13 protein-coding genes are annotated in these 15,091 nt (G+C 52.6%); 8 read left to right on the top strand and 5 right to left on the bottom strand.

Annotated elements, in window-relative coordinates; all coding sequences use genetic code 11:
• Positions 1-28 precede the first annotated feature (28 nt).
• From gsiB to ftsB, 7 genes are all read left to right on the top strand, one after another.
• Positions 29-1,576, top strand: coding sequence for a glutathione ABC transporter substrate-binding protein GsiB (gene gsiB, locus AC1W8Y_RS09490; protein ID WP_482014231.1), 1,548 nt, complete (start codon positions 29-31; stop codon positions 1,574-1,576).
• 66 nt (positions 1,577-1,642) lie between these two features.
• Positions 1,643-2,290, top strand: coding sequence for a DedA family protein (locus AC1W8Y_RS09485; RefSeq protein WP_482014230.1), 648 nt, complete (start codon positions 1,643-1,645; stop codon positions 2,288-2,290).
• A 13-nt stretch (positions 2,291-2,303) separates the two neighbouring features.
• Positions 2,304-4,094 carry a M24 family metallopeptidase gene (locus AC1W8Y_RS09480; RefSeq protein ID WP_482014282.1) on the top strand — a complete coding sequence of 597 codons (1,791 nt, stop codon included), beginning with the start codon at positions 2,304-2,306 and terminating at the stop codon, positions 4,092-4,094.
• A gap of 105 nt (positions 4,095-4,199) precedes the next feature.
• Positions 4,200-5,852 (top strand): CTP synthase, encoded by a 1,653-nt coding sequence (locus tag AC1W8Y_RS09475; protein ID WP_482014229.1) that lies wholly within the window; start codon positions 4,200-4,202, stop codon positions 5,850-5,852.
• Entirely contained in the window at positions 5,849-6,709 is an 861-nt protein-coding gene (kdsA, locus tag AC1W8Y_RS09470) for a 3-deoxy-8-phosphooctulonate synthase (RefSeq protein ID WP_482014228.1), read from the top strand. Before AC1W8Y_RS09475 ends, kdsA begins: the two co-directional genes overlap by 4 nt.
• A gap of 29 nt (positions 6,710-6,738) precedes the next feature.
• Positions 6,739-8,025, top strand: a complete 1,287-nt coding sequence (gene eno / locus AC1W8Y_RS09465; protein ID WP_482014227.1) for a phosphopyruvate hydratase — start codon at positions 6,739-6,741, stop codon at positions 8,023-8,025.
• A 19-nt stretch (positions 8,026-8,044) separates the two neighbouring features.
• Positions 8,045-8,428, top strand: a complete 384-nt coding sequence (ftsB, locus tag AC1W8Y_RS09460; RefSeq protein ID WP_482014226.1) for a cell division protein FtsB — start codon at positions 8,045-8,047, stop codon at positions 8,426-8,428.
• Positions 8,429-8,437: 9 nt separating this feature from the next.
• On the opposite strand, the gene AC1W8Y_RS09455 is transcribed toward ftsB, so the two are convergent.
• Positions 8,438-9,154 (bottom strand): TadE/TadG family type IV pilus assembly protein, encoded by a 717-nt coding sequence (locus tag AC1W8Y_RS09455; protein WP_482014225.1) that lies wholly within the window; start codon positions 9,152-9,154, stop codon positions 8,438-8,440.
• Positions 9,155-9,323: 169 nt separating this feature from the next.
• On the opposite strand from AC1W8Y_RS09455, the gene AC1W8Y_RS09450 reads away from it, so the two are divergent.
• Positions 9,324-10,775, top strand: a complete 1,452-nt coding sequence (locus AC1W8Y_RS09450) for an N-acyl-D-amino-acid deacylase family protein (protein WP_482014224.1) — start codon at positions 9,324-9,326, stop codon at positions 10,773-10,775.
• 60 nt (positions 10,776-10,835) lie between these two features.
• Here the strand turns inward: AC1W8Y_RS09450 and AC1W8Y_RS09445 are convergent, their stop codons facing one another.
• From AC1W8Y_RS09445 to AC1W8Y_RS09430, 4 genes are all read right to left on the bottom strand, one after another.
• On the bottom strand, positions 10,836-11,807 hold the full coding sequence (locus AC1W8Y_RS09445) for a Bug family tripartite tricarboxylate transporter substrate binding protein (RefSeq protein ID WP_482014223.1): 972 nt from the start codon (positions 11,805-11,807) through the stop codon (positions 10,836-10,838).
• 65 nt (positions 11,808-11,872) lie between these two features.
• The gene (gene hslO, locus AC1W8Y_RS09440) at positions 11,873-12,784 is read right to left on the bottom strand and encodes an Hsp33 family molecular chaperone HslO (RefSeq protein ID WP_482014222.1); all 912 of its coding nucleotides are present in this window, start codon (positions 12,782-12,784) and stop codon (positions 11,873-11,875) included.
• Positions 12,785-12,792: 8 nt separating this feature from the next.
• Positions 12,793-13,314 carry a gamma carbonic anhydrase family protein gene (locus AC1W8Y_RS09435; RefSeq protein WP_482014221.1) on the bottom strand — a complete coding sequence of 174 codons (522 nt, stop codon included), beginning with the start codon at positions 13,312-13,314 and terminating at the stop codon, positions 12,793-12,795.
• A gap of 51 nt (positions 13,315-13,365) precedes the next feature.
• Positions 13,366-15,054: an acetate--CoA ligase gene (locus AC1W8Y_RS09430; RefSeq protein WP_482014220.1), complete on the bottom strand. Its 1,689-nt coding sequence runs from the start codon at positions 15,052-15,054 to the stop codon at positions 13,366-13,368.
• Between the last annotated feature and the right edge of the window lie 37 nt (positions 15,055-15,091).

The raw sequence follows: 15,091 nt of genomic DNA, 5'->3' as shown, positions 1-15,091 counted from the left end.
ATGCCGACTTGTCATAGGATGTTCTGCAATGTGTTTTCGATTATTGAATCGTTTTTACGCGGCCGTTTGGCTAGCCGCGAGTCTGTCGATCTCTGCACCCGCATTCGCATCCAAGGACGTTACCCTGGCTGTCTCGGTGGTTTTAGATACGCTTGACCCGCATGACTCGACAAGCTCTATGACGCTGTCCGTCGGTAAAGCCTATTACGAAGGTCTGTACGAGTTTGATGAACATCTGAAATTGCAGCCAAAGCTGGCGCTTGGGGCGAGCATTTCTCGTGACGGCCTCGTCTATTACCTTAAGCTCAGACCCAACGTCAGGTTTCACGATGGTAGCAAATTCGATGCGCAAGCCGTCAAAGTCAATCTCGATCGGATGTCCAGCGCTGAGCTAAAGTTGGCCCGCCACTGGCAATTCAGTCGAATTAAAAAGACTGAGGTGATAGATCCTTACACCGTCCGTGTGACCTTGGGTGAGCCTTATTCTGCCTTTCTCAACGTGCTGGCCAACCCCGGTGCCATGATGATTTCACCCAAAGCGTTGGCTGAGTATGGTGGGGCCATTAACCGCCATCCGGTTGGCACTGGTCCGTTTAAGTTTGTTGACTTTAAGCCTAATGAGTATTTGCGAGTTGAAAAGTTTGATCGCTACTGGGCTAAAGGCCTGCCCAAGATTGATACGTTGACTTTTCGTACCGTGCTTGATGACGTCGCTCGAGTTGCCCTGATCAAATCGGGCGAGGTGCAATTCGAATATCCGGTCAAACTTGAGGTGATTGATGAACTCAAACAAAGTGAAAACCTAGAAGTTGTCGATAATGGGCCTTCAATCATGGCTCGCTACGTGTCGATGAATGTCAGAGAGAAACCGTTTAACGATGTAAAGGTTCGACGGGCAATCAATTACGCAATTGATAAGCAGGCGCTTGCGCGAGTGATTTACCTTGGTCACGCGAATCCCGCCACGGGGGTCGTGCCAATCGGGGTGCAATATTCCAAACGAACGGGTGCTTGGCCTTTCGATCCTCATCAAGCAAAACAGTTGTTGGCTGAAGCGGGATACCCCAATGGATTTGAAACGACGTTATGGTCTGCGTATGACGATCCGGTGTCCATTCGGATCGTGCAGTTTTTGCAATCGGCCCTCAATGAAGTTGGGATCAAAACCACCATTGATATTCTGGACAACGCTCATCGGGCGGCACGCGTGACCAAGGTGCAGAAGCCAGAAGATGCAAAAGTCAGGCTTTATTACTCGACGTGGTCGTCGGGCACGGGTGAGTCTGATTGGGCGTTGCAGCCGTTGTTCGGTTCAGCCTCAGCCCCCCCCAATGCGAACAATACCGCTTATTACTCAAATGATACGGTCGATGCAGAGCTTGCGGCGGCGCTCGAAACTCGTGACGACACTGAACGCGCTAGGCTGTATGCAGACGCGCAAGACATTATTTGGCGTGAGGCACCGTGGGCTTTTCTCGTGACGTCAGATATTTTGTTTGTTAAAAACCGGCGCTTGTCCGGGGTTTACGTTCAGCCTGATACAGGCCTGTACTTTAATGACATTGACATTAACTGACCGTTCGATGACTACAATGCGGCAACTTTCACGCTTCGTGTCTGTCGTCAAACTAACGGTAATCCAATGGATCTCATCACAAGCTTATTAAATCTTCTGTTGCACATCGACAAAACGATGTTGGATTTCATTGCGCAAAATGGTAACTGGATTTACGCGCTGTTATTCATCATTGTTTTTGCCGAAACGGGCCTGGTGTTTGCCCCCTTTTTGCCAGGTGACTCGCTGCTTTTTGTGGCAGGCGCGATTTGTGCCGTTGGTAAGATGGATCCTTTGTTGGTGATGGGTTTGCTATCTGTCGCCGCTATCCTTGGTGATGCCGTGAACTATGCGGTGGGGCGCTGGTTCGGTCAGGCTTTGATTCAACGCACCAGATTGATTAGTCAAGATCATTTGGTTTACACACAAAGTTTTTTTGAGCGCCACGGTGGTAAGACCATTATCATCGCTCGCTTTTTGCCCATTGTGCGAACCATGGCACCCTTCGCCGCGGGGTTTGGTCGGATGCACTCCAGCAAATTTTTTCTGTTTAACGTGAGCGGTGGCTTGCTTTGGGTGATCTCACTCACGCTGGTCGGTTATCTTTTTGGCAATCTGCCCTTCATTCGCGATAACCTGACCTTGGTGCTTATCGCTATTATTATTCTGTCGTTGTTACCCGGTTTCGTTGCTTACCTGGGTGAACGCATTGGCAACCGTCACCGTGCAAGTTAAATCGCGAGTCACCATGGATCAATCCCTCAAGCTAGCTGCAATACGCAGTGTCATGTCCCGCGAAGGTGTTCAGGCGTGCTTAATCCCTTCGGCAGATCCGCATTTGTCAGAATACTTGCCCGAATACTGGCAGATACGCCGTTGGCTGACTGGTTTTACGGGCTCGGTCGGTACGGTGGTGATCACTCAGGATTTTGCTGGCGTCTGGGTTGATAGTCGCTATTGGGTGCAAGCTGAGACAGAGTTAGCAGGCACTGGCTTTGTGATGATGAAGCTAGGTAGCGGCGGCGATCCAGGGCACGTCGAGTGGCTGGCAAGTCACTTGAATGCGGGCGACACGATTGTCATTGATGGTCGGGCTTTGAGTTTGAGTGCTCGTGACACGCTAGTTGCTGAGACCAAAGACGCAGGCATTATTCTCAGATTAGATCTCGATGTACCTGGGCTCTGCTGGGCAGATCGTCCCCCCTTGCCGAAAGCGCCCGTGCTGGATTTTTCTCTTGAGTATGCCGGCGAAGGGCGCACAGCCAAGATTGCCCGAGTGCGTGAGGCGATGAGAGACGCAGGCGCGCAATGGCATCTGATCTCGACGCTCGACGATATTGCCTGGTTATTGAACCTGCGTGGCAGCGACGTCGATTACAACCCAGTCTTCTTGTCACACCTGTTGATCAGCGAAGGGTTAACGAGGTTATTCATTGCCAAAGGTAAAATCCCGCCGCCGCTTGCGGATGAGCTGAAAGCCGAGCGAGTGGTGGTTTTACCGTATGAAGATGCCGCTGTCACGCTAAGAGGGCTGCCTGTCACAGACACCTTGCTGTTTGATCCGGCCCGTACCACGTGCGGTTTGATCGATCAGATCACCATCAAAACCGTGCGTCAGATCAATCCCAGCACGTTCATGAAGTCGCAAAAAACCCGACATGAGCTCAGGCATGTCAGACGGGTCATGGAGCTTGATGGCGCTGCCTTGTGCGAGTTTTTTGCCTGGTTTGAAGCCCACGTGAATCAACCAGACCAGCCCGCACTTGACGAGCTGCAGATTGATGAGAAGCTGCTTGATTTGCGGGCCACTCAATTCGGGTTTGTGTCACCGAGCTTTGCGACAATCGCTGCTTTCAACGCCAATGGTGCGATGCCGCATTACCGAGCCACCCCCGAATCCTTTGCAAAAATTGAGGGCGACGGGCTGTTATTGATTGATTCGGGCGGGCAGTATTTAGGTGGCACGACAGATATCACCCGTGTGGTCCCCGTCGGGCAGCCGAGCCAAGCACAAAAAGAAGATTACACGTCGGTCTTGAAGGCGATGATTGCGTTGTCGCGGCTGAAATTTCCAGAAGGGGTGCCCGCGCCCATGTTAGATGTGGTGGCCAGGGCACCTTTGTGGGCTAGACTGGCTGAATATGGCCACGGGACGGGGCACGGCGTTGGCTATTTTCTCAATGTGCACGAAGGGCCACAGGTGATTTCCTATCGGGCACAGCCTGCTCTGCACACCGCCATGCGTGTGGGCATGATTACCTCGAATGAGCCAGGCTTATACCGACCAGGGCGGTGGGGGATTCGGATCGAAAATCTCGTGTGCAATCAGTCGGCAGGTGAGTCAGAATTTGGCGAGTTTTTACAGTTTGAAACGTTGACGCTGTGTCCCATTGATACCCGGCCGATTTTATTGGATCACTTAGATCAAACCGAGAAAGATTGGCTCAATCGCTACCACGCCACGGTGAGAGAGCGTCTGGCCCCCAGGCTGTCTGGCGACGCACTTACTTGGTTAATGACACGCACAGAACCGGTCTGAGTATAAATTTATTGGTGTTTGGCCGATTGACAGCACCGCAGAGTTTACTTGCGAGGCTATAATCCAAATTTCCAGCATGCGCTTCTTCTCGGGCGCGTATATGACATGACCAAATACGTATTTGTCACCGGTGGCGTGGTTTCTTCCTTAGGTAAAGGGATAGCCGCCGCATCTCTTGCAGCAATCCTCGAGTCACGTGGCTTGAAAGTCACGATGCTCAAATTAGATCCCTACATTAACGTCGATCCGGGCACGATGAGCCCGTTTCAGCATGGCGAGGTCTTCGTCACCGAAGACGGTGCCGAGACCGATCTTGACCTCGGCCATTACGAGCGCTTCATTTCGTCGAAGATGCGCAAATCCAATAATTTCACGACCGGCCAGATATACGAATCTGTGTTGCGCAAAGAGCGCCGGGGCGAGTATCTGGGCAAGACGGTACAGGTGATTCCCCATATCACCAATGAGATCCAGGATTTCATTGCGCGCGGGGCCGAGCAGGCTTGGGATGGGCAAACGGATGTGGCGATCGTTGAGATTGGTGGCACGGTCGGCGATATCGAATCTCTGCCGTTTTTAGAGGCGGCGCGCCAGATGAGTCTTCGGCTGGGGCGTCATAACGCGGCGTTTATCCACTTGACGCTATTGCCCTTCATCGCCTCTGCGGGCGAACTCAAGACTAAGCCAACACAGCATTCTGTGCAGAAATTGCGCGAAATCGGCGTGATCCCCCATGCGCTGCTCTGTCGTGCGGATAGGCCAGTGCCCGACGAAGAACGTGCCAAGATTTCCTTGTTTTCGAATGTGCCGCTGGATGCGGTGATTTCGGTCTGGGATGCGGATTCCATCTATAAAATCCCAACCATGTTACAAAAACAGGGTTTGGATGACTTGATCCTCGAGGCCTTGAATATCCAGGCACCGCCTGCAGATCTCACGATGTGGGACGGCTTGGTTCAAGCGCTTGAACATCCTGAGCACGAAGTTCATATCGCCATGGTTGGCAAGTATGTTGACCTGACTGAATCGTATAAATCGCTGACCGAAGCCTTGATTCACGCCGGCATTCACACGCGCGCTAATGTCGTGGTCGAATATATTGACTCTGAAGAGATCGAAGAGAAGGGCACGGCGATCCTCGAGCGCTTTGATGCCATTCTCGTGCCCGGTGGTTTCGGTAAACGGGGGACCGAAGGAAAAATTGCCGCAATCCGTTTCGCTCGTGAGCACAAGGTGCCTTACCTGGGCATTTGTTTGGGCATGCAACTGGCCGTGATTGAGTTTGCCCGTGATGTGGCCGGTTTGGCCGATGCAAACAGTACTGAATTTAATGCTGAGACTCCCCACCCTGTCGTTGCTTTGATCAATGAGTGGATGGATCGCGAAGGTAAAGTTGAACGCCGCGATGAGCAATCGGATCTTGGCGGCACCATGCGCAAAGGGTCACAACGTTGCCCCGTCAAGCCCAATACGCTCGCGCATGAGATCTATGGGGACGAGGTCAACGAGCGTCATCGGCATCGTTATGAAGTCAATAACCTCTACGTGCCTAAGCTTGAAGCAGCCGGTATGGTGATCAGTGCCCGCACGCCGACAGAGAACCTGCCCGAGATCGCTGAAATCCCAGATCATCCTTGGTTTGTTGGTGTGCAGTTTCATCCAGAATTTACTTCTACACCAAGAGACGGTCATCCCTTGTTTACCAGCTATGTGCGCGCCGCGTTGGCTAAACAGCAAGCTGGCCAAGTGAAATCATGAAGCTTTGCGGATTTGAGATTGGTTTAAACCAGCCTTTTTTTCTGATTGCGGGGCCGTGCGTGATTGAATCGCGTCAGATGGCTTTCGATACGGCAGGGTTGCTGAAAGAAGTGACGGCGGGTCTGGGGATTCCTTTTATTTATAAAAGCTCGTTCGATAAAGCCAATCGAAGCTCTGGTTCTTCGTACCGAGGCCCGGGGATGCATGAAGGCTTGCAGATTTTGGCTGACATTCGGGCGGCGTTGGGCGTCCCTGTTCTGACTGACGTACACAGCATTGATCAAATTAAGGTGGTGGCGCAAGCGGTTGATGTGCTGCAAACCCCCGCGTTTTTGTGCAGACAGACTGACTTTATTCACGCTTGCGCAGCAAGTGGTAAGCCGGTCAATATCAAGAAAGGTCAGTTTCTGGCCCCACACGATATGTTGCAAGTGGTAACAAAAGCCCGCGCAGCGGCAAAAGCTGCTGGTGTGGCAGAGGCTTTGATGGTTTGTGAGCGTGGTGCGTCATTTGGTTACAACAACTTGGTGTCTGACATGCGTTCGCTGGCGATCATGCGCGAAACCGCGTGCCCAGTGGTGTTCGATGCAACGCACTCGGTACAGCTGCCCGGTGGGCAAGGGACGTCGTCGGGTGGTCAGCGAGAGTTTGTGCCCGTGCTGGCACGTGCGGCAGTTGCAGCCGGTGTGTCGGGTCTCTTCATGGAGACTCATCCCGATCCCTCCAAGGCAATGTCTGATGGCCCCAATGCGGTTCCGTTGTACGCCATGAAAGCGTTACTGACGACGTTGATGGACATTGATTCAGTGGTCAAGAAAGCGGGTTTTCTTGAAAACACAATCAACACCGTGGCATAGATTCATTTTTAAATATAGGAAATCAAGCAATGAGTTCAATTGTTGACATTATCGGCCGCGAAATTCTCGATTCGCGCGGCAATCCCACGGTCGAGTGTGACGTGCTGCTTGAATCAGGTGCCATGGGGCGGGCGTCTGTCCCGTCGGGTGCTTCGACTGGCTCACGTGAAGCCATTGAGTTGCGCGATGGCGACAAAAAACGATACTTGGGTAAAGGCGTGTTGCGCGCGGTTGAAAATCTCAATACCGAAATATCCGAAGCGCTGATGGGCTTGGATGCACAAGAGCAAACGTTTGTTGACCGTACCCTGATTGAATTGGACGGTACCGAGGCGAAAGGGCGTTTGGGCGCTAACGCCATTCTGGCGGCCAGCATGGCTGTCGCTCGCGCGGCTGCCGATGAGTCAGGGCTTTCGTTGTACCGCTATTTCGGCGGCAGTGGCCCGATGAGCATGCCCGTGCCGATGATGAATGTGATCAATGGCGGTGCGCATGCCAACAACACGCTTGACCTGCAAGAGCTGATGATTTTGCCGATCGGTGCATCGAGTTTTCGTCAGGCCATGCAGATGGGCGCAGAAACTTTTCATGCACTGAAAAAAATTATCAATGACCAAGGCATGTCGACCGCTGTGGGTGACGAAGGTGGTTTTGCCCCCAACGTACCAAATCACGAGGCAGCGATTCAAATGATCTTGCGTGCTATTGAAATGGCTGGTTACGAGCCAGGCCGTCAGATTGCCTTGGGCCTGGATTGTGCTGCCTCTGAGTTTTACCGTGATGGTAAATACGTGCTTGAAGGGGAAGGTGGCATCAAGTTGTCGTCACAAGAATTCACTAATTTATTAGCAACCTGGTGCGATAAGTACCCCATCATTTCGATTGAAGATGGGATGGCTGAGAACGACTGGGACGGCTGGAAGTTGCTCAGCGACCAGTTGGGTAAAAAAGTCCAATTGGTGGGTGATGATCTGTTCGTCACGAACACCAAGATTCTGAAGCAAGGAATTCAGCAAGGGATTGCCAACTCGATCCTCATCAAGATCAACCAGATTGGCACCTTGACCGAAACCTTTGCTGCCATCGAAATGGCCAAACGTGCAGGTTACACGGCAGTCGTCTCACATCGTTCAGGTGAAACTGAAGACTCGACCATTGCTGATATTGCCGTGGCGACCAACGCGATGCAAATCAAAACAGGCTCATTGTCGCGCTCAGATCGCATGGCGAAATACAATCAGCTCTTGCGTATTGAAGAAGAACTTGCTGAAGTGGCTAGCTATCCAGGTCGTGAAGCTTTCTACAATTTGCGTTAATCGCGGATAAGCCGAGCCAATGCGCTTGCTGTTCATTATTCTGCTGGCACTCGTCGCCCTGATTCAGTATCCACTCTGGAAAGGGCGCGGTGGCTGGTTTGAAGTCAGAGAACTACAAGAGCAACTGGCCGGTCAAAAAAATATCAACGAGGGCTTGATGCTCAGAAATCAGGCCCTTCAGGCAGAGATCAACGATCTCGAGTCTGGCACACAAGCAGGCGAAGAAATTGCCCGTGGTGAGCTTGGGATGATGAAGAAAGATGAGATCTTCGTGCAGGTACTCCCGCCCGATGTGAAGCCCCCTGCAGCGAAACCCGCCGAAGTGAAACCATCAGCGGCAAAACCCCCAGTTGTCGCAACCCCGGCGGCCAATCCCTCTCGGGCAAAGCCCCCCGTCCGTTAAGCGATCACCTCACCACTGCTGCGGGTCGCTTTGCATTAAGGCCTTTTGTTCTACCCGAATGGCAATTAAGCCTTGTTGATAGGCGCGTTGGATGTACTCATCGTCCGACCTCAGGAGTGCTTTAATGACAAGCGCCACCCCGGGGGTGAATGGTTGATGCAGGTAAGTCAACTGCAGCCAGGCGGTATTCGCCTCGAAAACGTCACGACGGGATACAGGACCTTTGCCATTGACCCAGCCCAATCGTATGTTTTCTTGATGTTGCTCAAGCAGGTAAGTGTTGCGAATGGTGGCTTGCCCATTTCGTTGGGTCAGCAGGGGGTGGGCGAAATCGGTAAAGTCGCGATGATCTGGGCCGAGATGTAGTAATTGCCAAGGTGGCAAGCGATGCCGTGCCAGAAAGTCTTGATGCACCCAAGTCTGCTTTGCGCGCAGGCTCGCGTGTTTGCCTGCGGGGGCGAATAACGGCAATAAAGCGGTATTGAACGCGCTTAGGGTAACTGAAGGCTGTTGATGATGCGTGATGCAGGTTCGCATGGCTTCGTTGAGAGCTAACGTGACCATCAGACGCGTCTGATTAAAGTAAATCAGCTCCATCCCCAGCAAACATAAGCAGATCAAGGGTAGGGCGACGATGTTGAATTCGACAAAGCTGGCACCTCGTTGGTTCTTGTTGTGGTTGTGGCTGTAGTGCTTGGGGCTGCAGTGCTTGGCGCGTTGAATCATGAATCGGCTTATTGAACTGGTGCAATGAGTGAGGACAGCAGTGTGAAGCCAGTGTGCTTGTTTTGAATATCGTGATCGATTAGCAAAAATACGCAATAATCGATGAATTCGATGAAGCCAAGCAACGCGACTCAATATTCACCAACATCAACCAACACGAGATAGCGACATGACCGAACACTACGATGTACTGATCCGCAATGGCTGGGTCGTGGATGGCACCGGTACCCCAAAATTCAGCGCCGATGTCGGCGTCAAGGGCGAGAGAATTGCGAGCATTGGCGATCTTTCGCGAGCAAGCGGTGATATCGACATTGATGCCAGCGGCAAAGTCGTTGCCCCCGGTTTTATCGATGCTCATACCCACGATGATCGTTTGATGTTGTCGGGTGGGGATATGGCCCCCAAGGTGAGCCAAGGCATTACCACTATCGTCGGCGGTAACTGCGGGATCTCGTTGGCACCGATGCCTCGACCTATTCCCAACCCAGTGACCCCACCGTTGAATTTATTGGATGGCGATGGCGAGTGGTTCAGATTCAAAGATTTTGCGAGTTACGTCAAAGCCCTGAGCGATCAGCCCGCGGCCACTAACTGTGCCATGCTGGTCGGCCACACCACGTTACGCGTAGCCACCATGGACGATTTAGACGCACCGGCTAACGACACTGAAATCGCGGCCATGCGTGCGTTGGTCAAAGAGGCGCTAGAGGCGGGCGCCATCGGTGTCTCAACGGGCTTGTACTATGAGCCCGCCATTGCTGCGCCAACGGAAGAGGTGATTGCCATTTGCGCACCGATGCGAGAGCTAGGGGGTGTTTATTGCACCCACATGCGCAATGAAGGGGATGACATTATTGAGTCAATGACTGAGACGTTTAGGATCGGCCGTGAGTTGGATGTCCCGGTCGTGTTATCGCACCATAAAGTGGTTGGTGTTCAAAATTACGGGCGATCTGCTGAGACCTTGGATTTCATCTCTCAACACATGAAGCACCAGAAGATCTGTCTGGATTGCTATCCCTACCCCGCATCTTCAACGATCTTGTCTGCGCATCGCGTTGTCAATGCAACTCGTGTCACGGTCACGTGGTCAGAGACACTGCCCGAGTATGCTGGCATGGATTTGTCTGACATCGTCGCAAAAATGGGGGGCACGGTCGAAGAGGTGGTCGAACGCTTGCTGCCAGCGGGTGCCATCTATTACATGATGGACGATAAAGATGTGCAGCGGATTCTTCAGTTTGACGACACCATGATCGGATCAGATGGCCTGCCACACGATGCCGCACCGCATCCAAGACTGTGGGGTAGCTTTCCCCGTGTGCTGGGGCATTATGGTCGAAAAATGGGCTTGTTTTCTCTAGAGACTGCGATTCATAAGATGACGGGCCTGACTGCCAAAAACTTCGGCCTTAAAGACCGTGGTCTGGTGAAAGCAGGTGCCTATGCAGACCTTACGTTACTCGACCCCGATACCGTGGACGAGGGGGCGACTTTTGAAAAACCGATCGCGCCAGCTATCGGGATTGATACCGTGATCGTCAACGGGCAGGTGGTGTGGCGTGACGGTGGCTCGACCGGGCAGAGACCCGGCAGACTATTGCGGCGTGAGGTTTGAACGGAGATCGTTGATTAACGTGACGTACCAACTGCTTAAGCGACCGAGCTGACAACAGGTTCAATCGACCTTTGCCCCTGATTGCTTCACGACTGTCGCCCATTTGGCCGTCTCGCTGATAGACATCTGACGAAAAGCTTCAGGCGTACTTGGTTCAGCTTCGGATCCCGTGGCCTTAAACTTTTCTAACAAGGTGGGATTGGTTAGCGCCTTTCTCATGGCAGCATTGAGCTTCTCGACAATATCTTGTGGCAGATTCGCGGGCCCGACCAAGCCTCCCCATGCCGTGAACTCAAAGCCCGTGACCCCTTGCTCAGCGATGGTGGGGATGGTCGGGAAACTGGGCGATCGGTTGCTACTTGAGACACCAAGGGCTCGCATACGGCCCGCTTCAACATGACTAGCCGTGCTGGGGGCGTTGATCATCAGCACCTGAATATTGCCACCCAACAAATCAGTGACTGCATTGGTTGCGGCTTTGTAGGGGACGTGCACCATATCGATACCCGTCATGGATTTGAAGAGCTCCATACCCAAGTGAGACGTGGTGCCGTTGCCTTCAGACCCATAGGCCAACTTCCCCGGATACTGCTTCGCGTACGAAATGAGCTCTTGCACGTTGTTAACAGGGACGTCTTTGTTGACCACCATTAAATTGACTACCCGCAAAGCATTGCCGATCATGGTGAGATCAGTGTCAATGTGGTACGGGATGTTTTTGATCAGAGAACTGTTAGTGGCGAGCGAAACCGCGTTTGCGTAGAGCAGGGTGTAGCCATCTGGGGCTGCCCGCACTGCCTCCATCGTCCCGATCACGTATGAGCCACCGGGTTTGTTTTCAACGATAAAGGGCACGCCCAAGTCGATCGACATTTGATTGGTGAGGGTTCGTACCAAAACATCGGCCGCGCCGCCGGCAGCAGACGGGACAATGACTTTGATCGGCCTATCAGGGTAAGCCGCTTGAACGGGGGATCCGATTAAGGTCGCAACCCCGATGACCATCGATGCAAAAAGAGAGTTGATAAACATCGCACCCCACCACGCTTGAATTCAATAGGATCGCATCGCAATCGATGCTGGTGAAACAACCGTCGTCAGTGTAACGTCTTGTTATCTGCGACCGTCACCGTTTGAAAGAGGCTCGTGGCATCAATCGCATCAAAGAGATAAGGTTTGCCGCAAAACTCGCAGGCAACTTCGACCTTACCTTGTTCTGTCAAGATATCGTCAACTTCAGCTTGCCCTAGCATTTTGAGCATGTCGGTGACACGTTCGCGGGTGCAAGAGCACTTCCAAGTAATTGGTTGTGCGTCAAAACCGAGCAAACTTTCTTCCCAGAACAGACGATGAATAATCGTATCCTGATGCGTTTCTAGCAATTCTTGACCGGTTAACGTGTTGCTCAACGCGGTCGCGCGCTCCCATGACAATGCGGCAGCGTCTTCACTGGTTTGTGCGTCGCCACCACTCACAGGCATTCTTTGTAGCAGCAAGCCTGCACAGGTTTGTCGATCTGCCGATAGCCAAATTTGGGTATGCAATTGTTCGGATCGAATCATGTACTGTTCGAGTGCCTCGCTGATACTATCGCCTTCTAGAGGAACGATGCCTTGATAAGCTTGTCGGCCAGGGGTGTTTTTCGGGGGGTCAAGCACCACGATAAACCTCGCCGTGCCGTGTGGGTTGAGCAGTGCCTGTAAGTCACCTGATTCAGGCAACGGTTGATCACGCAGTTTGACGGTAGCTCGAACACTCAAGTCGGCACGACATTCAGCAACCATCAGTGCGATGGCACCATCCCCCTGCATTTGTAACAAAAGCGAGCCATCAAACTTGAGATTGGCGGCCAGCAAGACGGCGGCTGCCACGAGTTCGCCAAGCAAGCTGGCCACGGGTGCTGCGTAGTCGTGGTGAGCTTGTGCCGCTCGCCAAGTGTCGGTGAGATGAACGCTTTCTATGCGAACACTGCGATCGGCAAACAGGTATTTTTTGAGCGTGTCTGTCATAACGCCCCTTAACCAATACGCTTGAGTTGTTTAAGATACATTTGCGCGCGTTGAGCGTAGTTCATGATGTTTTTTTGGATGGTTTCAATCTCTTCGGCTGAGATCGTACGCACAATTTTGCCCACACCAATCACTAAGCTGCCCTCGGGGATTTCGCGCCCCTCAGGGACAATTGCCCCAGCACCGATCAAACAGTTTTTACCGATCTTGGCATGATTCAGAATAATTGCTTGCATCCCAATGAGCGTGCCGGTGTCGATGGTGCAACCATGCAACATCGCTTGGTGGCCGACAGTGACTCGTGGGGCAATGGTCAGTGGCACGCCTGCGTCTGAGTGTAAGACGCTACCTTCTTGTATATTGCTTTGAGCACCCACCAGAATGCGTGTGTTATCACCTCGAATACTGACGTTAGGCCAAACGCTGGCCCCTTCTTCGATGACCACGTCGCCAATCAGATCAGCAGAGTCGAACACCAATGCCGTGGGATGAATTTGAGGCGCTAAGTCGCCCAATTGATAAAGTGCCATTGAATCACGCCTGTCAGTTGACTATGAGCGTGATTTTACTCGTTTGATCGCTTAATGAGGCTTGTGCTTGCGGGTAGCTACTTTGTTTGGATGGATGCGGCCTTCTTCGAGTTGTCTCAAGACGCGTCGTTGGATCTTGCCCGTTGTCGTCATGGGCAATTCGGCAATGAATTCAATTTCTTTGGGGTATTCATAAGGCGCTAAGCGAGTGCTCACATGTTGTTGCAGTGACTCAATCACCGCTTGTTTTTCATGGCGCTGATATTCACTGGTCAGCACGATAAAGGCTTTGACAAGCGTGCCTCGTTCTTCGTCTGGTTTCGGGACGACGGCGACGTTGGCAACGGCGGGATGCTCAAGCAAGCAGTTCTCAATCTCACCCGGGCCGATTCGATAACCTGAGGATTTGAAGACATCGTCGGCTCGACCCGCATACCAAAGGTAGCCCTCTCTATCCATCTTTGCCAGATCGCCCGTGCGGCACCAATCCCCCGTAAATTTCTCATTGGTTGCCGTTTCATTGCGCCAATAGCCGAGAAACAAAATGGGATCTGGGTGACCGTGGATATCAAACCGATTGAGTGCAACGTCGCCGATCTCGCCAGGAGGGCAAATATTGCCATCATCGTCAATCACGGCCACGCGATGCCCAGGGTAGGGTCTACCCATGCTACCCGGCTTCGCCGGCCACTTCTGGTGGCTGTTGCCTACGAGATAGTTCATTTCAGTCTGACCGAACATTTCGTTGGGGGTAATACCCAACGCCTGCTGACACCAGGAAAAAACGGTTTCACCCACGCTTTCTCCGGCGCTCATGATGCAGCGAAGCACCAAGCGATAACGTTCACTGGGCACAGGGACTGCCTTCATCATGATTTTTAGTGCGGTCGGGAACAAGAAGGTATTGGTCACGCGGTAGCGTTCCATGATCTCGAAGGCTCTCTCAGCACTAAAACGACCTCGGGTACCGACAATGGATTGCCCAAAATAGAGTGTGGGTAATAGGGCATCCATCAGGCCCCCTGTCCAAGCCCAGTCAGCCGGTGACCAGAAGACATCCCCTGGCTGAGGAAACCAGTTTTGAGACGCGACGAAGCCAGGCAAATTACCAATTAACACACTGTGAGGCAGCAACGCCCCTTTAGGTGACCCGGTGGTGCCTGAGGTGTACAACAATAAGGCGGGGTCGGTTGAGCGAGTTTGTACTGGTTTGAACTCAGTCGATTGCCGGATGAGCAGACTGCGCCAATGCAAAACGCGCTCATCCTGAACGTTGATACCAATCAGCTGCTTCAACGTCTGGCAACGCGGTAATGTGGCCAACACATTGGTGCTTGATGTTTCGTCAAAAATGGCGACCCGTGCCTCGGCATCTTTGATCCGTTGTTCGAGTGCTTCTGGTCCGAACAGGTTTGACAGGGGCAGGGCGACCGCGCCGAGGCTGTAGATCGCCATGTGCGCAACGACATTCTCGGGCCGTTGCCCAAGCACGACAGCAATCCTATCGCCCCGCTTGACACCCATTCGGGTGAGCCCGTTAGAGAGCTGATTGGCCGTCTGAGACAGGCGCTCATAGGTCCAGATTTCTCTTTGCCCAGACTCGTGCTCAAAATAAATAGCGATCTGGCGAGCGTGCGCTGTGCTCTGTGCCCAGCGATGGCAACATTCAACACCGATGTTCAGGCTGGACGGTACCAACCAGCGAAACGAGTCGTAATAATGAGCGTATTGGTCAGACATTCTGCGGGTCGAAAGACATAATCCCCATAGCATGGCC

This window comes from Jezberella sp., from assembly GCF_964834465.1.
Note: the sequence above shows the minus strand (reverse complement) of the source record. Positions and strands in the feature narration are given on the sequence as shown.